Raw genomic sequence first — 21,777 nt, 5'->3', positions numbered from 1 at the left:
GACGCCGGAGTCAGTCCGCCGGCACGGCCCCCTGACCGCCCGTCGCCCGGTGGATGGTGATCAGCCGGTCGGTCGGGCGCAGCGGCGACGCGTCCGGGTCGTCGTGGCCGATCAGGCGCGAGCCGCGCTTGACGGACACCACCAGGTCGGCGCACTCGCGCGGCGCCCTGCCCGCCTCGGACGCCGCCACCGGCCGCTCGATGAGGTCGAGCCCGCTGCCGTAGGTGATCAGATCGTCCATCACCTGCCCGACGCTGGGGCTGAGCACGCCGAGACCCAGCAGCCGCCCCGCGTAACCGGAGCTGGTGATGACGGAGTCGGCGCCCGACTGCCGCAGCAGCGGTCCGTTCTCGTCCTCGCGGACCGAGGCGACGATGTGCGCCGCCGGGTTGAGCTGGCGCGCGGTCAGCGTGACCAGGACGGCTGTGTCGTCCCGCTGCGCCGCGACGACGATCTGCCGCGCCCGCTGCGCCTCGGCCCGGCGCAGGACCTCGCTGTGGGTCGCGTCGCCGCCGACCACGACGAACCCCTCCTGGGCCGCGCCGTGCACCGCCTTGTGGTCGGGGTCCACGACCACGATCTGCTCCTTCGGCACCCCGCGGCCCAGCAGCGTGCGCGCCGCCGCCCGGCCCTTGGTGCCGTATCCCACGATGACGACGTGATCGCGCACCTTTCTCCTCCAACGGGTGAGCCGGAACTGCTCCCTGGTCCGCTCGGTCAGCACCTCCAGCGTCGTGCCGACCAGGATGATCAGGAAGAGGACGCGCAGCGGCGTCACGAGAAAGGTGGTCGTCAGGCGTGCACCGGTGCTGTAGGGGACGATGTCGCCGTAACCCGTCGTCGACAGCGTGACCGTCGAGTAGTAGAGGGCGTCGAGGAAACCCACCGAGGTGTCCGCCGCGTCGTGGTAGCCGCGGCGGTCGGCGTAGACGAGGACGACGGTCACGGCGAGGACCAGGAGCGCGAGCAGCAGACGCCGGCTCACCTGCACCAGCGGCCCCGCGGCCTGCCGCGGGAAGACCACCGTCCGGCTGCCGGGCGTGGCGGCGGGCGGCGGCTGCCGCTCCGCGCTCCCCGGGCCCTCCGGAGGGGTCATGCGCCGGTACCCCAGGCGGGCGCGAGTGCCCCGGTGTCCAGGACCGCCGTCTCCTCCCCCGCCCTCCCGCCGCCCGGCGGGATCACCGCCATACCGTCCGCCGCGGCCAGCCCGCGCAGCATCGCGGGGCCGGTGAAATGCAGTGGCCGAGCGGCCGATTCGTCGTCGAAGACGACGGGCACGAGCCGGGTGTCCACCGGGTGGCCGGGAACGTCCGCGGTCAGCGGGGCCGCGTACGGGGCCGGCAGCGGGCGCCCGGCGAGCGTGCGCAGCACGGGGGCGACCAGGGTGAGCACGCCCGACACCGCCGCGAGCGGATTGCCGGGGAGCCCGGCCAGCAGGCTGCCGGAGGGCAGCCGGGCGAGCAGCATGGGATGCCCCGGCCGCACGGCCACCCCGTCGACCAGCAGCCCGGCGCGCAGCCGCGCCAGTACGGGATGCACGTGGTCGACCGGGCCGCCCGCCGTCCCGCCGGTGGTCACCACCAGGTCGGCGGTGCTCGCGGCCAGGGCGGCGTACAGGATGTCGGCGTCGTCCACGAGCCTCCGCACCCCGGTCACGTCCGCGCCCAGCCCGCGCAGCCAGGACGGCAGCATCGGGCCGAGCGCGTCACGCACCCGCCCGCCGCGCGGCGGGCCCTGGTCCAGCAGTTCGTCGCCGAGCACCAGGATCTCGACCCGGGGGCGCATGACGACGGCCAGCTCGTCGTATCCGGCCGCGGCGGCCAGCCCGAGGACCGCGGGGCTGACCACCGCTCCCGCGGGCAGCAGCTCGTCGCCGCTGCGGCATTCCTGGCCCCTGCGCCGTATCTCCTGACCGGGCCGGGGGGCGGAGTGCGGCGCCAGCACGTGCAGCCACTCCCCGTCGGTCCGCTGCCGCACACCGCCGTGCTCGCTGCGCAGCACCGCGGTGGTGCCCGGCGGCAGCACCGCCCCCGTGGCGATACGGGCCGCGTGGCCGCCCAGCAGGGGCTCCGACGGCCCCCGCTGCCCGGCGAGCACCTGCCCCTTCAGCCGCCACGGGCCCGGGCCCGACACGGCCCAGCCGTCCATCGCGGAGGAGTCGAAGGGCGGCAGGTCGGTCAGCGCGGGCAGCGGGCCGGCCAGGGCCATGCCGAGAACGTCCTCGCCGAGCGGCAGCGTCCGCGCGTCGAGGCGGCGCCCCGCCCGGCGGGCGATACGCCGCGCCTCCGGCCAGGAGACGGCGCTCGCCGCGGGCGGGGCCGGGTCCGGCACGCGCGCCGGCTCGTGGCCGAGTGCGACCGCCAGCGGATCGCCCGCGGGCGGGCGTGCCGACCGGCCGGCCACCCCCCGGGGGCCGCTGGCCAGTGCGAGGGCGTCGTCGAGCGCGCGGTCGGCGGCGTCCTCACCGCCGCGTCCGCGGTCACGGGGGCCGTTCATCCGCCCTGTCCCTCCGGTTCCGGCCAGTGCACGGCCAGATCCGCGGCCTTGCGCGCCGCCTCCCGCACGGCCTGCGGCCCGCCGCCGGCCTGCGCGGCCGCGTAGCCCACCAGGAAGGTGGTCAGCGGCGCCGCCGGGCGGGCGACACCGTGGGCGGCGTCACGGGCCAGGTCGAGCAGGACACCGGTGTCCACGTCGAGGTCGATACCCAATTCGGTCTTGACTGCTGCGATCCATTCGTCCACCACACGCCCATGGTCCCCGATCCGCCCCCGCAAGCCACCCAGGCTCACCCCGTGGACACCCCGCCCGGCCCACCGGGAGGGGCCGCGGATCCTCCGGCCGCCGGTGACAGGGGGGCTGTCGGGGCGTCAGGGGCCGGAGAGGCCGCCGTGCCGGTCGAGGTGGGAGCGCGCCACCGCGACGTCCTCCCAGGTGTCGCAGTCGAAGCTCGCCCGGCCGGTGGGGTCGGGGATCCGGCGCAGCGTCAGTTCCGCGGTGAGCAGGCGCAGCGGCAGGCCGGACAGGGTGCCGTACTCCGACCGCAGCAGCGCGGCCTCGCGGCGCAGCGGCTCGGCCCGGTAGGCCGCCGCGAGCGGCTGGTCGCGGCCGCCGGCGTCGGTGAGCAGCACACCCTCCCACTCGCCGGTGAGGGCGCCGGTGAGGGCCGCGACCGTGTCCACCGTGAGGAAGGGCAGATCGGCCGCGAGCACCAGCACCACCGGGGGGCGGTCCGGGCCGCCCAGCGCGGCGAGCCCGGCGGCCAGCGCGGGCAGCGGGCCGCCGCCCGCGGGTTCCTCCCGGGTCCAGTGCACGGGCCGGGCGGTGGGCCTGCGGGGGCCGACGACGACCGTCCGCCCGGCGTCCGCGCACACCGCGAGCACGCGGTCGAGCAGCGTCCGGCCGCCGACTGCGAGCGCGGGCTTGTCGGTGCCGCCCAGCCGCCGGGCGGCCCCGCCCGCCGGCACCACCGCGTCGTAGCTCGTCGTCATGCCGCCGAGTATCCCCCGGCCGGCGGGCGGCGCGGCCGGGGGGAGCGGGCTCCGGGTGGTGTCAGACGGCCGCCAGCAGCACGGCGGGCTGCTCCACGCAATCCGCCACCATCCGCAGGAAGCCGCCCGCGACGCCGCCGTCGCACACCCGGTGGTCGAAGGTGAACGACAGCTGCACCACCTGGCGCACCGCCAGCTCGCCCTGGTGCACCCACGGCTTCGGGGAGATCCGGCCCACGCCCAGCATCCCCGCCTCGGGGTGGTTGATGATCGGCGTGGAGCCGTCGACACCGAAGACGCCGTAGTTGTTCAGGGTGAACGTGCCCCCGGTCAGCTCGGCCGGCGACAGCGTGCCGGCGCGCGCGGACTCGGTGAGCCGGGCGATCCCGTCCGACAGCGCCGCGGTGGTCAGGGTGTGGGCGTCACGCAGCACGGGCACCACCAAGCCGCGGTCGGTCTGTGCGGCGAAGCCGAGGTGCACAGCGGGCAGCCGCACGATCTCCGAACGCTCCGCGTCCACCGTGGCGTTGAGCTCCGGGTATCGGGCCAGCGCGGCCGTGACCACCCTGGCGAGCAGCGCGAGCACGGAGATCCGGCGCTGCCCGGAGGCGTTCATCGCCGCCCGTGCGGCGAGCAGTTCGGTGGCGTCGGCGTCCACCCAGCACGTCGCGTCCGGCACCTCGCGGCGGCTGCGGGCCAGCTTCTCCGCGGCCGCCCGCCGTATCCCGCGCAGCGGCACCCGCTCCGCGCCCTCCGGCACGGCGGCCGCAGGCGGGGTGCCGGGCACGGCGGCCGGGGCGGCGATCGCGCGCTCGACGTCGGAACGCAGGATGAGCCCCTCGGGTCCGCTCCCGGCCAGCGTCCGCAGATCCAGGCCGTGTTCGCGCGCGATCCGCCGTACCAGCGGCGAGATGACGGCCACCGGCCCGCCCTCCGCGCCGCCCACCGCGGGCCGCGGGGCGGGCGCGAGCGCGGGAGCGGGAGTAGGAGCGGGAGCAGGAGCAGCAACGGGAGCGGGAGCGGATGTCGTGGGCGCGGGGGCTGCGGCAGCGGGCACCGCCGGGCCCCCGCCCGTGCGCAGCCGTCCCCGGCGGCGGCCCGTGGCCCCGCCGGTGCCGTAGCCGACCAGCACGTTGCCCGAGCCCTGTCCGCCGCCCCCGGAGCCGCTGGAGCCGCCGCCCGCGTCCCCGGTGCCGCCCGCGCCGTCCGGCCGGGGCATCCCCGCCGCGTCGCCGGACCCGACGGCGACGGTCACCAGCGGCCGCCCCACGGCCAGCGACTCGCCCTCCTCGCCGAACCGCGCGGTGACCACCCCGCCGTAGGGGCAGGGCACCTCGACCACGGCCTTGGCCGTCTCCAGCTCGACCACCGGCTGGTCGACCGCGACGACGTCGCCGACCTGCACCAGCCAGCGGACGATCTCCGCCTCCGTCAGCCCCTCCCCGAGGTCGGGGAGCGTGAATTCGCGCACGACGGCCATCAGTCGTCCTCCCACTGGAGCCGGCCGACCGCGTCGAGGATGCGGTCCACGCCCGGGAGGTGGTGCCGCTCGAGCATCGGCGGCGGGTAGGGGATGTCGAAGCCGGTGACCCGCAGCACGGGCGCCTCCAGGTGGTGGAAGCACCGCTCGGTGAGGCGCGCGGCGATCTCCGCGCCCGTCCCGGCGAAGCCCGCCGCCTCGTGGACCACGACCGCCCGCCCCGTGGCCCGTACGGCCGCGGCGACGGTCTCCTCGTCGAAGGGCACCAGGCTGCGCAGGTCCACCACGCCCAGATCCCAGCCCTCCTCCTCGGCCGCCTCCGCCGCCTCCAGGCACACCGGCAGCGACGGCCCGTACGTCACCAGCGTCGCCGTGCGCCCCGCCCGGCGGACCACGGCCCGTCCCGCCGGGGCCACCTCGGCCGGTGCCTGCGGCGACCACTCGGCCTTCGACCAGTACAGCCGCTTCGGCTCCAGGAAGATCACCGGGTCGTCGGAGGCGATCGCCGCCCGCAGCATCCCGTACGCGTCCTCCACCGTCGCCGGGGTGAAGACGTGCAGGCCCGGGGTGTGGACGTAGTAGGCCTCCGAGGAGTCGCTGTGGTGCTCCACCCCGCCGATGCCGCCGCCGTACGGGACGCGCACGGTGATGGGCAGCGGCAGAGCGCCCCGGGTGCGGTTGCGCATCCTGGCGACATGGCTCACGAGCTGTTCGAAGGCCGGGTAGGCGAAGGCGTCGAACTGCATCTCGACGACCGGCCGCAGCCCGTACATCGCCATCCCGACGGCCGCGCCCAGGATGCCCGCCTCGGCGAGCGGCGTGTCGGTGCAGCGGTCCTCACCGAAGTCCCTGGCCAGGCCGTCGGTGATACGGAAGACCCCGCCCAGCGTCCCGACGTCCTCCCCCATGACGTGGACGGCGGGATCCGCCGCCAGGGCGTCCCGCAGCGCCTGGTTGAGCGCCTGCGCCATCGTGCTCTGCCTGCCTGCGGGCGGCGCCTGGCGGCCCGCGTCGGTCGTGGCGGTGGTCATGACCGGTGCTCCGCCCCCGGCTCCGGCGCGGCGGCCGCTGCCGTGTGCTCCGCCTCCGCCGCCAACTCCGCCCGCAGCAGCTCGGACTGCTCACGCAGCTGCGGCGTGGGCTCGGCGTAGACGTGCGCGAAGAGCTCCATCGGATCGAGCGCGGGCTCTGCGTGCATCCGCGCGCGCAGGTCGGCGGCGAGCGTCTCCGCCTCCTCCTCCGCCTGCCGCCGCCCCGCGTCGTCGAGCAGCCCGCGCCCGGTCAGCTCCCTGTCCAGCAGCTCCACCGGGTCGTAGGCACGCCACGCGGCGACCTCGGCCTCCTCGCGGTAGCGGCCCGCGTCGTCGGCGTTGGTGTGCGCGTCGATCCGGTAGGTGACCGCCTCGACCAGGGTGGGGCCGCCGCCGTCCCGCGCGCGGTTCAGCGCCTCGGTGAGGACCTCGTGGACGGCCGGTGCGTCGTTGCCGTCCACCAGCCGTCCCGGCATCCCGTAGCCGACCGCCTTGTGCGCGAAGGAGGGGGCCGCGGTCTGCTTGGCGAGGGGCACGGAGATGGCGAAGCCGTTGTTCTGCACCAGGAAGACCACGGGGGCGTTCCAGACGGCGGCGAAGTTGAGCGCCTCGTGGAAGTCGCCCTCGCTCGTGCCGCCGTCGCCGACCATGGCGAGGGCGGCGACCGGGTCGCCGCTGAGCCGGGCGGCGTGCGCGAGGCCGACGGCGTGCGGCAGCTGGGTGGCGAGCGGCGTGCTGAGCGGGGCGACCCGGTGGACGCGCGGGTCGTACCCGGTGTGCCAGTCGCCGCGCAGCAGTGTCAGCGCCTCCACGGGATCGACCCCGCGGGCCACCACCGCGAGCGTGTCCCGGTAGCTGGGGAAGAGCCAGTCGGCGGGCCCGAGCGCGAGGGCGGCGGCGACCTCGCAGGCCTCCTGGCCGGTGCTGGACGGGTAGACGGCGAGCCTGCCCTGCTTGGTCAGCGCGGTGGCCTGCCGGTTGTAGCGGCGGCCGCGGACGAGCTGCGCGTACAGCGCGCGCAGCAGCGCGGGCTCCAGCCGCGCGGCGGCGGGGGTGCCGAGCACCCGGTAGGGCTCCGGGTCGGGCAGCAGCGGCGCGGCGTCGGCGCGTGGCCGCCAGGCGGGGGTGTCCAGCACGGTCATCGCGAGCACCTCCTTGTGGTCGGTGACCGTCAGCAGTCGGTAGCGCGAGCGGATCCCGCTCTCCCTACCGATTGTTCGGTCGCCGGAGGCATTTTGGCTACGGGGTGGTCCCGCCTGTGGACAAACGGTTCTGCACAGCCTGAGATGGAGCCAGTACGTCCATGGTAGGGAGCCCCCGGGGGATGGCGAGAGAACAGATGGCCGACCAGGAGCCGGCGGCGCGGCCGCTGGACCCGACGGACCGCACGATCCTGCGGCTGCTCCAGGAGGACGGCAGAGCCTCGGTACGGTCGGTCGCGGAACGCGTGCACGTCTCCCGGGCGAACGCGTACGCCCGGATCAACCGGCTCATCGAGGACGGGGTCATACGCGGCTTCACCGCCCGCGTGGACCACGAGCGGGCGGGGCACGCGGCCTCCGCCTACATCACCCTGAAGATCGTGCAGAATTCCTGGCGGACAGTGCGGGAGAAGCTCGTCCTCCTTCCCGGCGTCGCCCACATCGCCCTGGTCAGCGGCGATTTCGACGTCCTGCTGCTGGTGCACACGGTGGACAACAGAAGCCTGCGGGAGCTGGTGCTCACCCGGCTCCAGTCGATCGAGGAGGTGCTGAGCAGCAGGACGCTGCTGGTCTTCGAGGAGACGGACCTGGTGGTCGGGGACTGACCCGGTACCCCGCCTTCACCCGTTCGGGTGACGCTCGCCCGGGGTCCCCGGCCGCCGTCTACGCACGCAGCCCGTCGAAGGCCAGCCGCACCACGGCGTCGGCGACCTGCTCCGGGTCCAGCGCCCCCCTGGCCGCCGGCCGGTACCACTCGGCTATCGAGTTGATCATTCCGAACAGCAGCCTCGTCGCCAGCCGGGCCTCCACGTCCGTCCGCAGATCCCCCTCCGCCACGGCGGCCTTGAGCAGCTCGGCGACCCGCTGGTCGAATTCCCTGCGGCGCTTCATGGCCCAGCGCTCGGTCGTGGTGTTGCCCCTGACCCGCAGCAGGAGTGTCACATAGGGGAGTTCGTCCATCAGGACCACGGCCGTGCGCCGGATGACGTACTCCAGCCGCCGCACCGCCGAACCCTCCGCGGCCGCGGGGTCCTCCAGGATGCCGAAGAGCGCGTCGAGAGCCCGGCCCACCGCGCGGTTCAGCAGCTCCTCCTTGCCGCGCACATGGTGGTAGATGGAGGATTTGGAGATCCCGGCCACGCGGGAGAGGTCTTCCATGGACGTGCCGTCGTAACCCCGCTCGTTGAAGACCCCGACGGCCACGGCGAGCAGCGAATCCGGCGTGTATGTGTCGCGCTTCGGCATGGTCATGAGGAGATCACACCTTCCTGCGCCGCGACGCGCCGCCTCAGCCCCGGACTGGGGGCGTAGCGGCCGGTGGGGTACCACGCGTGCATCCCCTCCAGCAGATCCACCACGTAGCGCGCCGAGATCCGGTCGCACCACTCCAGCGGCCCGAGCGGGTAGTTGACCCCCAGCCGCATCGCGGTGTCGACGTCCTCGGCGGAGGCGACCTGCCGCGCGACGGCGTCCGCCGCGAGGTCCGCCAGCATGGCGACGGTCCGCGCGACGATCAGGCCGGGCACGCCGTTGACGACGCTGACCTCCTTGCCGAGCGCCTGGAAGAGTCCGACGGCGTGCGCCACCGCGTCGGCGTGCACCCCCGGGCCGGGCGCGAGCGCGATGCGGGTGGCGGCCCGGTAGTCGGCCGCCAGGTCGAAGTGGATCTGCGGCTCGTCCCTCTCCCGGCCCGTGGTCAAGGTGAGCAGCGTCCCGTCCGGCAGAACGAGCCCGCCGTCACCGCCCCCGGTGTCCTCGGCGGCCCCGGTGCCCTCGGCGACCTCGATGCCGGCCTCCCCGAGCATCGGCACCATGTCCCGGGCCGGCCCCAGGCCGCCGCGCAGGAGCACCCGGGCCGGCGCCAGGGCGGCTTCCGCGGTGTGCGGCTGGTGTCCGGGATCGGCGGTGCCGCCGGGACCGCCGTCCGCCGGGTACGGATACCAGCCGCGGCCGGACTTCCTGCCCAGCCGGCCCGACTCCACCAGACGCCGCTGGGCCAGCGACGGGGTGAACTTCGGGTCGTGGAAGAAGGCCTCCCAGACCGTGCGGGTCACCGCCTCGTTGACGTCCTGGCCGATCAGGTCCATCAGCTCGAAGGGGCCCATGGCGAAGCCGCCGCACTCGCGCAGCACCGCGTCGATGGTCGCCGGGTCCGCGACCCGCTCCTCGTAGAGCCGCAGGGCCTCGGCGTAGAAGGGGCGGGCGATGCGGTTGACGACGAAGCCCGGGGTGTCCGTGCAGACCACGGGCGTCTTGCCCCACACGGTCGCCGTGCCGGCGGCGAGGGAGACGGCCGAGGGGGCGGTCTCCGCGCCCGCGACCACCTCGACCAGCGGCAGCAGCGGGGCGGGGTTGAAGAAGTGCATCCCGACCAGCCGGCCCGGCAGGCGCAGCGCCCCTCCGATGGCGGTCACCGGCAGCGAGGAGGTGTTGGTCGCCAGCAGACAGCCGTCCGCGACGACGTCCTCGAGGCCGGCGAAGAGGGTCTGCTTGGCGGCCAGGTCCTCGACCGCGGCCTCCACCACCAGCGCGGCGTCCGCCAGTTCGCCGGTGCTCTCCACGGGGACGAGCCGGGACAGCGCGTCCCTGTGCTCGGTCGCGCCCAGCCGTCCCTTGGCGACGAGCCGGTCCAGGCGCCCGCCCACGACGTCGGCGGCGGCCCGGGCCCGGCCCGGGAGGGCGTCGTGGAGCAGCACCCGGTGACCGGCGAGCAGCGCGACCTGCGCGATGCCCTGGCCCATGGTGCCGGCGCCGACGACGGCCACGGTGCTGGTGCGGTCGATCCCGGTCACGCTGTCCCCTGTCCCTGCTCGCGGTGTGCTGCCTGTCCGACCTGCTCGCGCGTCCCCGCCCGGCCGGTGCCCGTCCCGTCCGGCCGTCCCGGTCGGGTCGTGGCGGCCAGGCGAGTTTTCCACAGGCCGGGTCGGCCGCCCTTGTCCCGACCGACCATTCGGTTAATCTAGCCGTGTCGCCCTCACTCCACGCAGCTCGACGAGGAGTTGGTCCCATTGTCCGCCGGTCTCTCCCCCCAGTCCCTGGCAGAAAGCCACCGTGCCACGCTCGACACGGCGCTGGACACGATCAGGACGCGCGGCTACTGGTCGCCCTACCCCGAGCATCCGAAGGCGTACGGGAACGCCGAGGAGGGGAAGGCCGCCTTCGAGGCGCTGCTCGGGCGTCCGTTCCCCTTCGCCGCCGAGCAGCCCGGCACCGACGAGTGGACGGGCGGCGAGCGCTCGCCGTACGGCGTGGAGCTGGGCGTGCGCTATCCGCATCCCGATCCGGACGTCCTGCTGCCCGCGATGCGTGCGGCGATGCCCGCCTGGCGGGACGCCGACCCGCAGACCCGGGCGCTGGTGTGCCTGGAGATCCTGGCCAGGATCAACGCGCGCACCCACGAGATGGCCCACGCGGTCATGCACACCTCGGGGCAGGCGTTCACCATGGCCTTCCAGGCCGGCGGGCCGCACGCCCAGGACCGCGGCCTGGAAGCGGTGGCCTACGCGTACGCCGAGCAGGTCCGCGTGCCCGGCACTGCCGAATGGGTGAAACCGCAGGGCAAGCGGGATCCGCTGGAGCTGCGGAAGTCCTTCACCGCGGTGCCTCGCGGCATCGGCCTGGTGATCGGCTGCAACACGTTCCCGACCTGGAACGGCTACCCGGGCCTCTTCGCCTCGCTGGCCACCGGCAACGCGGTGCTGGTCAAGCCCCACCCGCAGGCCGTGCTGCCGCTCGCGATGACCGTGTCCGCCGCCCGGGACGTGCTGGCCGAGGCCGGCTTCTCCCCCGACCTGGTGTGCCTCGCCGCCGACCGCCCCGGCGAGGGCCTGGCGAAGACGCTGGCGCTGCGTCCCGAGGTCCGCATCGTCGACTACACCGGCTCGACCGCCTTCGGCGACTGGCTGGAGGCCAACGCCCGCCAGGCGCTGGTCTTCACCGAGAAGGCGGGCGTCAACACGGTGGTCGTCGACTCCACCGACGACTACCGCGGCATGCTCGCCAACCTGGCCTTCTCGCTGTCCCTGTACAGCGGGCAGATGTGCACGACACCGCAGAATCTGCTGATCCCCAGGAGCGGCATCGGCACCGAGGCCGGCCCGCGGACGTACGACGAGGTGGTCGCCGACCTCGGCGCCGCCGTGGACAAGCTGCTCGGTGACGACACACGGGCCAACGCGCTGCTCGGCGCCCTGGTCAACCCGGAGGTCAGGGCCCGGCTGGAGGCCGCCCCCGGTATGGGCGAGGTGGCGCTCGCCTCCCGGGAGGTCGTCCATCCCGACTTCCCCGGTGCCGTGGTCCGCACCCCCGCGCTCGTCCGGCTGGACGCGGCCAAGCCGGACAGCGAGGCGCTCTTCACCGCCGAGTGCTTCGGCCCGGTCGCGTTCGCCGTGGCGGTCGACTCCACCGACGAGGCGCTGCGGCTGCTGCGCCGTACCGTCCGCGACCACGGCGCGATGACGGTCGGCGGCTACACGACCTCCCCCGAGGTCGAACGGCAGCTCGTGGAGGTGTGCCTGGAGGAGTGCGCCCAGCTGTCGCTCAACCTCACCGGCGGGGTGTACGTGAACCAGACGGCCGCCTTCTCCGACCTCCACGGCTCGGGCGGCAATCCCGCGGCCAACGCGGCGCTGTGCGACGCGGCCTTCGTCGCCGGCCGCTTCCGGACGGTGGAGGTGCGCAGGCCGGCCTGACCGCGGCGGGCCCGGCCCTCAGGGGCGGCCCGGCACCCGCGGGGATCGTGAGGTGGCGGCCCAGTGGTAGAGCGTCATGCCGACACTGGTGGCGAGGTTGTAGCTGGACACCTGCGGGCGCATCGGCAGCGCCACCAGGGCGGCGGCGCGCGCCCGCAGCTCGTCCGACACACCGTGCCGCTCCGAGCCGAAGACGATCAGGGCGTCGTCCGGCAGCTCGGCGGCACGGATGTCCTCGCCCTCCGGGTCGAGGACGTGCAGGGGTCCCGGCGGCAGCGCGTCCGCGGCGGTGCGGGCCACCGTGGTCGCGTAGTGCAGCCCGGCGCCGGCCCGTACGGCGTTGGGGTGCCAGGGGTCCAGGTCCCCGGTGGTGACCACGCCCGTCACGCCGAAGCCGGCCGCGAGCCGGACGACGGCGCCGACGTTGCCGAGGTTGCGGGGGCGGTCGAGGACGACCACGGGCGCCTGCCGGGGGAGCGCGGCCAGCGCCGCCGTACGGCTCGCGGGGTCCGGCGCGGCCGCGAGGGCCGCCACGCCGGTGGGGTGCACCCGGGTGACCAGGCCGCGCAGCTCGGCGGCCGGGATCTCGGTCACGCGCCGGGCGAGCTCGGCGGCCAGGTCGGGCGCGAGGTCGGCGGCGAGCCGGAGCACCGCCTCCTTGTCGCTGCTGACGGCGACAAGGACGTCGGCGCCGAAGCGCAGCGCGTGCTTGAGGGCGTGGAAGCCGTCGAGCAGCACCGCGTCCGCGGCGTGCTCGTGCCAGCGCAGTACGGCGGGCCGCGCCCCGGACAGCCGGAATGCGGCCTGCTCGTCACTCATGGCGCCAGCCTACGGCCGGACGCGGGGCCGTCCGGCCGCCCCCGGCCCGTACGGCCCCGGCCAAGGTCAGCCCAGGTCGGTCACCGGCTCGGCGGCCGGCGTGTCCTCCGCGGGAACACCGTCGCCGGCCTGCCTGCTGCCGGGGATCGCGACCGCCGCGCGGGGGGCGGGGGTCAGGTGCAGCAGCCGGGCCACCCGCTGGCCGAGCCAGCGCAGGAAGTTGGTGGGCAGGAAGACGGAGTCGGCGGCGATCATCGCCAGCGAGAAGATGGGCAGCCCGAGCACGATCGCGATCGACGCGTGCTCCAGCATCATCGCCCCCAGCAGCACGTTCTTCACCTTGCGGTTGAAGAGGGTGAAGGGGAAGGCGACCTGCACGATGACGGTGCCGTAGGTGATCAGCATGACCATCAGCGAATTGCCCGCCAGTGCGTGCGACAGCGAGGGCCACGGGGTGAAGTCGTCCAGGTGGAGCGGGTAGTAGAGCGCGGTGCCGTCCTCCCACCGGCTGCCCTGGATCTTGTACCAGCCGGCCGTGGAGTAGATCAGGCAGACCTCCACGACGATCACCAGCATGGCCCCGTTGTGGATGACGTTGGCCATGATGTCCAGCACCGAGCGCGGCTCGCCGGGCGCGTAGCGGCGCACCGCCCACCACAGCATCTGGAGCAGCAGCCCGGCCCACAGGGCCACCTTCCACTCGGTGGAGAGCTTGCCCATCGAGGTGGCGAGCACCAGGGCGGCGGCCAGCAGCACCCACAGGCCGACCCCCACCGGGTCGCTCCCGGCGCGCGCGGTCGCGAGGTCCGCGGAGATCTCCGGCTCCGCCGCAGCCCGCGCCGCGGCCCGGTCGGCGAGCCTGCGGTCGACCGACCAGACCTTGCCGCAGCGGGTGAAGACCAGGTAGATGGCCATGAGGTGGACGACGTTGTCGCCGCCGTCGCCCATGAAGACGCTGCGGTTCTGCAGCGACAGCACGCCGATCATGAAGAGCACCGACGCGGTCCTGGTGCGCCAGCCGACCAGCAGCATGACGCTGCTCACGATGGCCACGGCGTAGACCAGCTCGAACCAGCCCCGGTTGTCGCTCCAGATCAGCGCGGTGAAGGCGTGGTTGCCGGCGATCAGCCGCTCGGCGAGGTCGAAGCTCCACGGGCTGTCGGGGCCGTAGAGCTCGGAACGGTGCGGGAATTCGCGCAGCAGGAAGAGCAGCCAGGTCAGGGCGAAGCCGATACGGACGATCGCCACCTGGTAGGGACCGAGGACGGAGCCGGTGACCTTGGCCAGGCCCTGGGCTATGCCGCGGTCGACGGCGGCGCCGAGTCCGGCGAAGGGCGAGGTCACGGCGCCGTCGTCCGTGGCGGGGGCCTCGGTCTCGGCGTGGCGGCCGCCGGCGGCGGGGGCGTCGCCGCCCGCGTGTCCGGCGGGGGTGCGGGGGTCGCTCACGAGGCCTTCTCCTGCCCGGCGGGGGCCGCGGGGATGGTCCACCACGGCAGCTCTCGGTAAGTGGTCGCGGTGTCGGAGCTCTGGCCGCTCCAGCCCGGCTTGGCGACCGGGGTCACCGCGCCCCGCGCCTGGATGCGGACGACGGTCCCTCCGTTGAGGTGGGAGCCGAGGCGCCGGGCGACGATGTTGCGCAGGTAGGTGTCGCTCAGGTCGCTGCTGCTACCGGAGGTCGCCTGGCTCTGGTCGTTGTGGGTGTCCGTGTAGTAGCCCCAGGCGCGGCGGAGCTCGTTCTGGTCGGCGTGGCTGGGGATCGGGTTGTGCCGCATGGCCGCCACGTCCAGCGCCGTCAGGTCCACCCATCCGGTGGTCTCCGTGCTGCCGTCCGGCTTGCGCACCTCTGCCCTGGCCTGCACATGATTGTTCTGCTGGACCGGGTCGGGCGCGAAGAGCTTCCAGTTCTGCTCGAACTCGGGATAGATGTAGTCGCTCACCGCCGCGGCGTGCTGGGTGTTGAGCGTGTTCGACGGCGAGACGTGCAGGAACACCATGCCCAGGTGTAGGAGCGCTCCCACGGCGACCGCGCCGACGGTCACCGCCACCGTTATTCGTGCGGGCAGCGACAACGTCGCCACGTGGGGCGTCGATCCCTCCGCTGACTGCATCGTCTCTCCACTCTCACGTCGTCACACCAGGCACGCGCATGCCGGGCAGCACGCTACCGATCCCGAGGTCCGGCGGTGACCTTACCGAGATATCCACAGGTGACGGAATGCCTTGACACCCCTGCGATCAGGCCCCGACCATGGAACGGACCGAACGATCGGTCGGTCGACTGACAAGGCGTCCGGGGGCGGCGTCCGGGGGCGGGCGGCCGACCGGGCGCTGACCAGGGCACGACCGCGCGAAGGAGGGTTCCGCATGACGACCACGGCGACGACGAAGGGCTCGGCGGCCACCACGGCGTCCACGACGGCGACGGCACGAGCGGCCACCGCGCAGGACGTCCGTGCGCTCACGGCGGCCTTCGACGCGGCAGTGGCCGACGAGGTCAGGATCGAGCCGCGGGACTGGATGCCGGACGCCTACCGGGACACGCTCGTCCGCCAGATGGCGCAGCACGCCCATTCGGAAATCATCGGCATGCAGCCCGAGGCCAACTGGATCACCCGCGCGCCCTCCCTGCGCCGCAAGGCGATACTCATGGCCAAGGTGCAGGACGAGGCGGGCCACGGCCTCTATCTTTACAGCGCCACCGAGACCCTGGGCGTCAGCCGGGACGAACTGCTGGACAAGCTGCACGCCGGCCGCCAGCGCTATTCCTCGATCTTCAACTACCCCACGCTCACCTGGGCGGACGTCGGGGCGATCGGCTGGCTGGTGGACGGCGCCGCGATCACCAACCAGGTGCCGCTGTGCCGCTGCTCCTACGGCCCGTACGCCCGGGCGATGGTGCGCATCTGCAAGGAGGAGTCCTTCCACCAGCGGCAGGGGTACGAGCTGCTGCTCGCCCTCAGCCGCGGCACCCCCGAGCAGCACGCCATGGCGCAGGACGCGGTGAACCGCTGGTGGTGGCCCTCGCTGATGATGTTCGGCCCGCCCGACGACGAGTCGGCGCACTCCGCGCAGTCGATGGCGTGGCGGATCAAGCGCCATTCCAACGACGAACTGCGGCGCCGCTTCGTGGACATATGCGTCCCGCAGGCGGAGATCCTCGGCCTCACGCTCCCCGACCCCGACCTGCGGTGGAACGAGGAGCGCGGCGGCTACGACCACGGGCCGATCGACTGGGAGGAGTTCCGCGAGGTGCTGCGGGGAAACGGGCCGTGCAACCGCGAGCGGCTGGAGCGCCGGCGGTCGGCCCACGAGCAGGGTGCGTGGGTCAGGGAGGCGGCGGCCGCCTACGCCGCCAAGCACGCCCCCGGGGTGCGGCAGGCCGAGCGGCAGGAGGAGGGCGCATGAGCGGGCAGCAGCAGCCGGACGGCGAGTGGCCGCTGTGGGAGGTCTTCGTCCGCAGCCGGCGCGGGCTCAGCCACACCCATGCCGGAAGCCTGCACGCGCCGGACGCCGAGATGGCGCTGCGCAATGCGCGGGATCTCTACACCCGGCGGGCGGAGGGCGTGTCGATCTGGGTGGTGCCGTCCACCGCGGTCACCGCCTCCTCCCCCGACGAGAAGGACGCGTTCTTCGAGCCCGCCGCCGACAAGCCCTACCGCCACCCGACCTTCTACGCGATTCCCGAGGGGGTGAAGCACCTGTGACCGGACCCGCGCTCTCGGGCACGACCGCGGCCGCCGCCCTCGCGCTCGGCGACGACGCCCTCGTGCTCGCCCAGCGGCTGGGGGAGTGGGCCGGGAACGCCCCGGTGCTGGAGGAGGACGTCGCCCTCACCAACATCGCCCTCGACCTCCTCGGCCAGGCCCGCGCCCTGCTCTCCCTGACCGGCGACGAGGACGAGCTCGCCTTCCGCCGCGAGGCCCACCAGTTCCGCAACGTCCAGCTGGTGGAGCGGCCCAACGGCGACTTCGCCGACACCATCGCCCGCCAGCTCTGCTTCTCGGTCTACCAGGAGCTGCTGTACGGCGCCCTCGCCGAACGGGACGGCGCGCTGGCACCGCTGGCCGCCAAGGCGGTCAAGGAGGTCGCCTACCACCGCGACCACGCCGAGCAGTGGACGCTGCGGCTCGGTGACGGGACCGCGGAGAGCCACCGCAGGATGCAGCGCGCCCTGGAGGCGCTGTGGCCCTGCACCGGGGAGCTGTTCGACCCGCTGGAGGGCCTGGCGGTGGAGCTGCCCGCACTGCGTAGTCCGTGGCTGGAGCGGATCGGGAGCGTCCTCACCCGGGCCACCCTCGCGCTGCCGCAGGGCAGCGACCGCACGGCGTGGTCGGCGGGCGGCGGGCGGCAGGGCGTCCACACCGAGTCCTTCGGGCGCCTGCTGGCCGAGATGCAGTATCTGCACCGCGCCCACCCGGGGGCGACATGGTGAGCGACAGCCCGCTGGAGCGAGAACTGCTGCGGCTGGTCGGCGAGGTCCCCGACCCGGAGCTGCCGGTGGTGTCGCTGGCCGAGCTGGGGGTGCTGCGCGGTGTGGAGGTCACCGGGCCGGGCCGGGTGGAGGTGGAGCTGACCCCGACGTGGACGGGCTGCCCGGCCCTGGACACGATGGCGGCCGACATCACCCGGGTACTCACCGAGCACGGCATGCCCGACGTCGAGGTCCGCACGGTGCTGGCGCCGGCCTGGACGACCGACGCGATCAGCGCCGAGGGCCGCCGCAAGCTCGCCGAGCACGGCGTCGCGCCGCCGCGCCCGGGAGCCGGTCCGCACGCCGCGGGCAGCGGCCGGGACGCACCGGTCGCCGTGGATCTGGCGGTGCGCTGCCCGCACTGCGGCTCCACCGAGACGGTGCTGCTGAGCCGCTTCTCGTCGACGGCCTGCAAGGCGCTGCGGCGCTGTGAGTCGTGCCGCGAGCCGTTCGACCACTTCAAGGAGGTGTGAATGTTCCATCCGCTGCGGGTGGCCGAGGTCAGCCCGCTCACCGACGACTCGGTGACCGTGACGTTCGAGGTCCCCGAGGAGCTGCGCGGGGAGTACCGCTACGCGCCCGGCCAGCACATCGCGATCCGCCGCGGGGCGGACGGCGCGGAGATCCGCCGCACCTACTCGCTGTGCGACCCGGTGGCCGCCCCTCCCGACCCGGGGCCGCGGCGGCTGCGGGTGGGGGTGCGTCTGGTCGAGACGGGCGAGTTCTCGACGTACGCCCTCAAGGAGCTGGCGCCGGGAGACGTGCTGGACGTGCTGACGCCCGCCGGCAGGTTCGTGCTGGAGCCGCGGCCCGGCCGTTTCGCCGCGGTCGTCGGCGGCAGCGGCATCACCCCGGTGCTGTCGCAGATCGCGACGCTGCTGGCCCGGGAGCCGCAGGCGCGGTTCTGCCTGATCCGCAGCGACCGTTCGGCGGCCTCCACGATGTTCCTGGACGAGGTGGCGGAGCTGAAGGACCGCTGGCCGGAGCGCCTCCAGCTGGTCTCGGCGCTCTCCCGGGAGGAGCAGCAGACGGGGCTGCCGTCCGGGCGGCTGGACGAGGAGCGGCTGGCGGCGCTGCTTCCCGCGCTGCTGCCGGTCGCGGCGGTGGACGGCTGGTATCTGTGCGGTCCGCTGGGCCTCGTCGCCGCGGCCGAGCGCGCGCTGCGCAAGCTCGGCGTGCCGAGGTCGCGGGTGCACCAGGAGATCTTCCACGTCGACGAGCCGTCCGCGCCCGGCCCCGCCGCCGCGGCGGTACCCGGCGGCGGCACGGTACGGGCGACGCTGGACGGGCGGGCGGGGAGCTGGCGCTCGCAGGCCGGCGAGACGGTGCTGGAGACGGTGCTGCGCAACCGGCCGGACGCGCCCTTCGCGTGCAAGGGCGGGGTGTGCGGGACGTGCCGGAGCCGGCTGGTGTCGGGCGAGGTGCGGATGGACCGCAACTTCGCGCTGGAACCCGAGGAGACCGAGGCGGGCTATGTGCTGGCCTGCCAGTCGCACCCGCTCACGCCCGAGGTCGAGGTCGACTTCGACGCCTGACCGGCGGCAGGGTCACGGCGGTCCCGGCGCGCCCCCACGGGGAGGCCGGGACGCCCGCCGGAGGAGCGGTCAGACGACGAAGCCCGCGGCGCCGTCGCCGGTGACGACCGGGCGGCCCGCGGCCTCCCAGTCGAGCATGCCGCCGCTGACGTTCACCGCGTCCCGGCCCTGGGCGATCAGATACTGCGTGACCTGCGCGGAGCGGCCGCCGACGCGGCAGACGACGTGCAGCGGGGCACCGTCCGGCACCTCGTCGATCCGGGCGACGATCTCGCCCATGGGGATGTGGACGGCACCTTCGGCATGGCCTGCCGCCCATTCGTCGTCCTCACGGACGTCGAGCAGGACGGCGTCGGCCGGTACGGCGGCGGCGTCCACCGCGGGCAGCTGGGAACGGAACATCGGGCTCGGCCTCCTGGGGCGCGGGAGAGCGCGGTGACGCGTGGGCAAGGGCTCCCGCAAAGCTACCTCAGCCGTCGCCGGGGTCCCGGACGAGTTCGGCGAGCCTGGCCTCGCGCTGGGCGACCTGGCCGAGGAGCTGCTCGGCGATCTCGTTGAGCAGCGCGTCCGGATCGTCGGGCGAGAGCCGCATCATCTGGCCGATGGCGCTCTCGTCCAGCTCGGCGGCCATCGCCGAGAGCATCTCCTTGCGCTCGGCCAGCCACTCCAGCCGGGCGTAGAGGACGTCCGCCTCGCCCGGCAGGTCCGCGAGCGGTACGGGCCCGGCCTCCCACTCGGCGGCCAGGGCCTGAAGGGCCTCCTCGTCCGCGTAGGCGTACGCCTCGTTGACGCGGGCGATGAAGGCGCTGCGCCGTTCCTTCTCCTGCTCGTCGTCCTGCGCGAGGTCGGGGTGGGCCTTGCGGACCAGCTCGCGGTAGAGCCGCTGGGCCTCCTTGCCGGGCCGGACCCGGCGCGGCGGGTTCGGGTCCTCCACCGGGCGCACACCGTCCGAGCCGAGGAGGCCGCCGAACAGCTCCTCCACGCCGGGCATCGGCATGACGAGGGCACGGGCCTCCCAGGCCCGCTCGATGTCCGCCCGGTCCCCGCTGTGGGCGGCGACCGCCTCGGCGATCAGCGCGTCCAGCTCGTCGAGGCGCGCGTACATCGGGCCGAGCCGCTGGTGGTGCAGCCGCGAGAAGTTCTCCACCTCGACCCGGTAGGTCTCCACCGCGATCTCGAACTCGATCAGCGCCTGCTCGGCCGCCCGCACCGCCTTCGCCAGCCGCTCCTGCCCGGCCGACGCGGCGCCGGGCACGGCGGCGGGGCCGGACGCGGCGGCGGACTCGGTTCCGAAGGTGTTCGTCACCCGGACAGCGTAGGCCCTGTCCCGGCGGGCATGCCGAACGCGCCGGCCCGGGGGCGGCCGGCGGCACGCCCCCGGGCCGGCGCCGGACGGCAGGGGCTCAGCCCTCCGTCTCCGCGGCGAGCCGCCCGCCGCGGACCGCCGCCAGCAGGTCGGCGTGGTCGGCCTCGGTCCGGTCGGCGTACGCCACCGCGAAGGCCGCCACCGCGTCGTCCAGTTCCTCGCTCTTGCCGCAGTAACCGGCCACCGCACGCGGATCCGCGCTGTGCGCGTGCGCCCTGGCCAGCAGCGCGCCGGTCATCCGCGCGTAGTCGTCCAGCAGCCCCGGCGGCAGGGTCGCGGGGTCCACGCTGCCCTTCCGGTTCCGGAACTGCCGCACCTGGTACGGCACACCGGCCACGTCGGTCCAGCCGAGCAGCAGGTCGCTGACGACCTGCATCCGCTTCTGGCCGAGCACGATCCGGCGCCCCTCGTGCTCCACCGGCTCGGGGGCGAATCCGGCCCTGACGAGGTGGGGCAGCAGCGCCGAGGGCCGCGCCTCCTTGACCTGGAGCACCAGCGGCTCCCCCAGGTGGTCCAGCAGCAGCACCACGTACGACCTCGTCCCCACGCTGCCGGTGCCGACGACCCGGAAGGCCACGTCGTGCACGGCGTAGCGCGCGAGCAGCGGCAGCCGGTCCTCACCGACCGTGCGCAGGTAGCCGTCGAGCGCGCCCGCGACGGCCGCCGCCTCCGCGTCCGGTATCCGCCGCAGCACCGGCGGAGCGTCGGTGAAGCGCCGCGCTCCCCCCTCCAGCGCCTCGGTGGAGCGTGCCGCGAACCTCGCGCCGGTGTTCCGCCGGGCCTTCGCCGAGACCTGCTCCAGGGTCCCCGCCAGGTCGTGGGCGCCGGCGTGCGTGACCAGCCGCTCGTCGGCGATGGCGTTCCACGCCTCGTGCACCGGGAGCCTCGCCAGCAGCCGCATCGTGCGCCGGTAGGCGCCGACGGCGTCGTACGCAGCCGCCCGGCAGACGTCCTCGGCCGCGCCCGCCTCCCTTCCGGCCAGCACCAGGGACACCGCCAGCCGCAGCACGTCCCACTCCCAGGGGCCGCGCGCGGTCTCGTCGAAGTCGTTGATGTCCATCACCAGGCCGCCGCGGGCGTCGCCGTACAGGCCGAAGTTGGCCGCGTGCGCGTCGCCGCAGATCTGGGCGGCGAGACCGGTCACCGGGCGGTCGGCGAGGTCGGCGGCCATGAGCCCGGCGGAGCCGCGCAGGAAGGCGAACGGGCTCGCGGCCATCCGCCCGACGCGCAGCGCCACCAGCCCGGGTATCCGCCCGGCGTTGGACTCCTCGACCGCGGCGACTGCCGCGCTCCCCCCGCCGCCCGCCGTCGCGCGGCCGTCCCGCTCCCGCCACGTCCACAGCTCCGGCCGGCCGAAGACGGCCCTCGGCACGCGCTCGCGCACCGCTTTGCCCTGCTGCTTCGCCGACCGCTCGTGCGGCCAGCGCGCGAACCCCGTCACCTGCGGCACCCGTGCGTGCACGACAACTCCCCCCAGCCGTCCGCGTCAGCGGACAAGACGTGATGTAACCCACAGCGGGGGTCAATCCGGCTATTCGGTCGCCCCCGTCGCCCGATCCGTGCTTGCCTTGGACCCAGAGGACCCTACTCAGCGGCGAACCGCAGGTGCACGACGTTGGACGACAGCAGCGGGCCTCCCGCAGCCACCGATGCAGATGACCACACGGAACGTCCCACACCCGAGGAACAGCGCG

At 74.6% G+C, this 21,777-nt stretch carries 20 protein-coding genes and 2 pseudogenes; 7 read left to right on the top strand and 15 right to left on the bottom strand.

The features are described 5' to 3' along the window. Positions 1-10: 10 nt before the first annotated feature. The 7 genes and pseudogenes from ACH4SE_RS02780 to pdhA all read right to left on the bottom strand — a co-directional run bounded on the left by ACH4SE_RS02780 (position 11) and on the right by pdhA (position 7,141). Positions 11-1,096 (bottom strand): potassium channel family protein, encoded by a 1,086-nt coding sequence (locus ACH4SE_RS02780; protein WP_398541440.1) that lies wholly within the window; start codon positions 1,094-1,096, stop codon positions 11-13. Beyond that, complete coding sequence (locus ACH4SE_RS02775) at positions 1,093-2,496, bottom strand: molybdopterin molybdotransferase MoeA (protein ID WP_398541439.1); 1,404 nt, start codon at positions 2,494-2,496, stop codon at positions 1,093-1,095. Before ACH4SE_RS02775 ends, ACH4SE_RS02780 begins: the two co-directional genes overlap by 4 nt. Beyond that, positions 2,493-2,765 (bottom strand): annotated as a pseudogene (locus tag ACH4SE_RS02770) (DUF6457 domain-containing protein); the annotation flags it as partial. The pseudogene ACH4SE_RS02770 and the gene ACH4SE_RS02775, both read right to left, overlap by 4 nt. A 138-nt stretch (positions 2,766-2,903) precedes the next feature. After that, positions 2,904-3,488: pseudogene (locus ACH4SE_RS02765) on the bottom strand (molybdenum cofactor guanylyltransferase); the annotation flags it as partial. A 61-nt stretch (positions 3,489-3,549) separates the two neighbouring features. Next, on the bottom strand, positions 3,550-4,968 hold the full coding sequence (locus ACH4SE_RS02760) for a dihydrolipoamide acetyltransferase family protein (RefSeq protein ID WP_398541438.1): 1,419 nt from the start codon (positions 4,966-4,968) through the stop codon (positions 3,550-3,552). Further along, positions 4,968-5,999: an alpha-ketoacid dehydrogenase subunit beta gene (locus ACH4SE_RS02755; protein ID WP_398541437.1), complete on the bottom strand. Its 1,032-nt coding sequence runs from the start codon at positions 5,997-5,999 to the stop codon at positions 4,968-4,970. Before ACH4SE_RS02755 ends, ACH4SE_RS02760 begins: the two co-directional genes overlap by 1 nt. Next, positions 5,996-7,141, bottom strand: a complete 1,146-nt coding sequence (gene pdhA, locus ACH4SE_RS02750; protein ID WP_398541436.1) for a pyruvate dehydrogenase (acetyl-transferring) E1 component subunit alpha — start codon at positions 7,139-7,141, stop codon at positions 5,996-5,998. Before pdhA ends, ACH4SE_RS02755 begins: the two co-directional genes overlap by 4 nt. A gap of 182 nt (positions 7,142-7,323) precedes the next feature. Here pdhA and ACH4SE_RS02745 point away from each other — a divergent pair, with 182 nt between their 5' ends. After that, on the top strand, positions 7,324-7,806 hold the full coding sequence (locus ACH4SE_RS02745; RefSeq protein WP_398541435.1) for an Lrp/AsnC family transcriptional regulator: 483 nt from the start codon (positions 7,324-7,326) through the stop codon (positions 7,804-7,806). Positions 7,807-7,864: 58 nt separating this feature from the next. Here ACH4SE_RS02745 and ACH4SE_RS02740 read toward each other — a convergent pair whose 3' ends face one another. Together ACH4SE_RS02740 and ACH4SE_RS02735 are read right to left on the bottom strand one after the other, a co-directional pair. Next, a complete protein-coding gene (locus ACH4SE_RS02740; RefSeq protein ID WP_398541434.1) occupies positions 7,865-8,452 on the bottom strand; it encodes a TetR/AcrR family transcriptional regulator in 588 nt (195 codons plus the stop codon). After that, complete coding sequence (locus ACH4SE_RS02735; RefSeq protein WP_398541433.1) at positions 8,449-9,993, bottom strand: 3-hydroxyacyl-CoA dehydrogenase; 1,545 nt, start codon at positions 9,991-9,993, stop codon at positions 8,449-8,451. The genes ACH4SE_RS02740 and ACH4SE_RS02735 overlap by 4 nt, the downstream gene beginning before the upstream one ends. Before the next feature lie 216 nt (positions 9,994-10,209). Here ACH4SE_RS02735 and paaN point away from each other — a divergent pair, with 216 nt between their 5' ends. After that, a complete protein-coding gene (paaN, locus tag ACH4SE_RS02730) occupies positions 10,210-11,892 on the top strand; it encodes a phenylacetic acid degradation protein PaaN (RefSeq protein WP_398541432.1) in 1,683 nt (560 codons plus the stop codon). A gap of 18 nt (positions 11,893-11,910) precedes the next feature. Here paaN and ACH4SE_RS02725 read toward each other — a convergent pair whose 3' ends face one another. From ACH4SE_RS02725 to ACH4SE_RS02715, 3 genes are all read right to left on the bottom strand, one after another. After that, positions 11,911-12,711 carry a TrmH family RNA methyltransferase gene (locus ACH4SE_RS02725; protein WP_398541431.1) on the bottom strand — a complete coding sequence of 267 codons (801 nt, stop codon included), beginning with the start codon at positions 12,709-12,711 and terminating at the stop codon, positions 11,911-11,913. Positions 12,712-12,777: 66 nt separating this feature from the next. After that, positions 12,778-14,055, bottom strand: coding sequence for an HTTM domain-containing protein (locus ACH4SE_RS02720; protein WP_398541623.1), 1,278 nt, complete (start codon positions 14,053-14,055; stop codon positions 12,778-12,780). 98 nt (positions 14,056-14,153) lie between these two features. Next, positions 14,154-14,819 carry a DUF5819 family protein gene (locus ACH4SE_RS02715; RefSeq protein WP_398541430.1) on the bottom strand — a complete coding sequence of 222 codons (666 nt, stop codon included), beginning with the start codon at positions 14,817-14,819 and terminating at the stop codon, positions 14,154-14,156. A 256-nt stretch (positions 14,820-15,075) separates the two neighbouring features. Between ACH4SE_RS02715 and paaA the strand changes: the two genes are divergently transcribed. From paaA to ACH4SE_RS02690, 5 genes are read left to right on the top strand one after another with little or no spacing between them, the layout of a single operon-like run. Next, positions 15,076-16,116 carry a 1,2-phenylacetyl-CoA epoxidase subunit PaaA gene (gene paaA / locus ACH4SE_RS02710; RefSeq protein ID WP_398541429.1) on the top strand — a complete coding sequence of 347 codons (1,041 nt, stop codon included), beginning with the start codon at positions 15,076-15,078 and terminating at the stop codon, positions 16,114-16,116. Next, positions 16,113-16,415, top strand: a complete 303-nt coding sequence (gene paaB, locus ACH4SE_RS02705; RefSeq protein WP_398541428.1) for a 1,2-phenylacetyl-CoA epoxidase subunit PaaB — start codon at positions 16,113-16,115, stop codon at positions 16,413-16,415. The genes paaA and paaB overlap by 4 nt, the downstream gene beginning before the upstream one ends. Next, on the top strand, positions 16,412-17,143 hold the full coding sequence (paaC, locus tag ACH4SE_RS02700; protein ID WP_398541427.1) for a 1,2-phenylacetyl-CoA epoxidase subunit PaaC: 732 nt from the start codon (positions 16,412-16,414) through the stop codon (positions 17,141-17,143). Before paaB ends, paaC begins: the two co-directional genes overlap by 4 nt. Beyond that, positions 17,137-17,655, top strand: coding sequence for a 1,2-phenylacetyl-CoA epoxidase subunit PaaD (gene paaD, locus ACH4SE_RS02695; RefSeq protein WP_398541426.1), 519 nt, complete (start codon positions 17,137-17,139; stop codon positions 17,653-17,655). The genes paaC and paaD overlap by 7 nt, the downstream gene beginning before the upstream one ends. After that, positions 17,656-18,717, top strand: a complete 1,062-nt coding sequence (locus ACH4SE_RS02690) for a 2Fe-2S iron-sulfur cluster-binding protein (protein WP_398541425.1) — start codon at positions 17,656-17,658, stop codon at positions 18,715-18,717. It begins immediately after the preceding gene. Between the two features lie 69 nt (positions 18,718-18,786). On the opposite strand, the gene ACH4SE_RS02685 is transcribed toward ACH4SE_RS02690, so the two are convergent. From ACH4SE_RS02685 to ACH4SE_RS02675, 3 genes are all read right to left on the bottom strand, one after another. Continuing rightward, the gene (locus ACH4SE_RS02685; protein ID WP_398541424.1) at positions 18,787-19,119 is read right to left on the bottom strand and encodes a rhodanese-like domain-containing protein; all 333 of its coding nucleotides are present in this window, start codon (positions 19,117-19,119) and stop codon (positions 18,787-18,789) included. A 67-nt stretch (positions 19,120-19,186) separates the two neighbouring features. After that, entirely contained in the window at positions 19,187-20,023 is an 837-nt protein-coding gene (locus tag ACH4SE_RS02680) for a hypothetical protein (RefSeq protein WP_398541423.1), read from the bottom strand. A 97-nt stretch (positions 20,024-20,120) separates the two neighbouring features. Continuing rightward, entirely contained in the window at positions 20,121-21,545 is a 1,425-nt protein-coding gene (locus ACH4SE_RS02675; RefSeq protein WP_398541422.1) for a DUF2252 domain-containing protein, read from the bottom strand. Positions 21,546-21,777: the final 232 nt, after the last annotated feature.

This window comes from Streptomyces sp. NPDC020983 (assembly GCF_044333485.1).
GTDB lineage: Bacteria > Actinomycetota > Actinomycetes > Streptomycetales > Streptomycetaceae > Actinacidiphila.
This window is presented reverse-complemented; position numbering and strand designations above follow the sequence as displayed.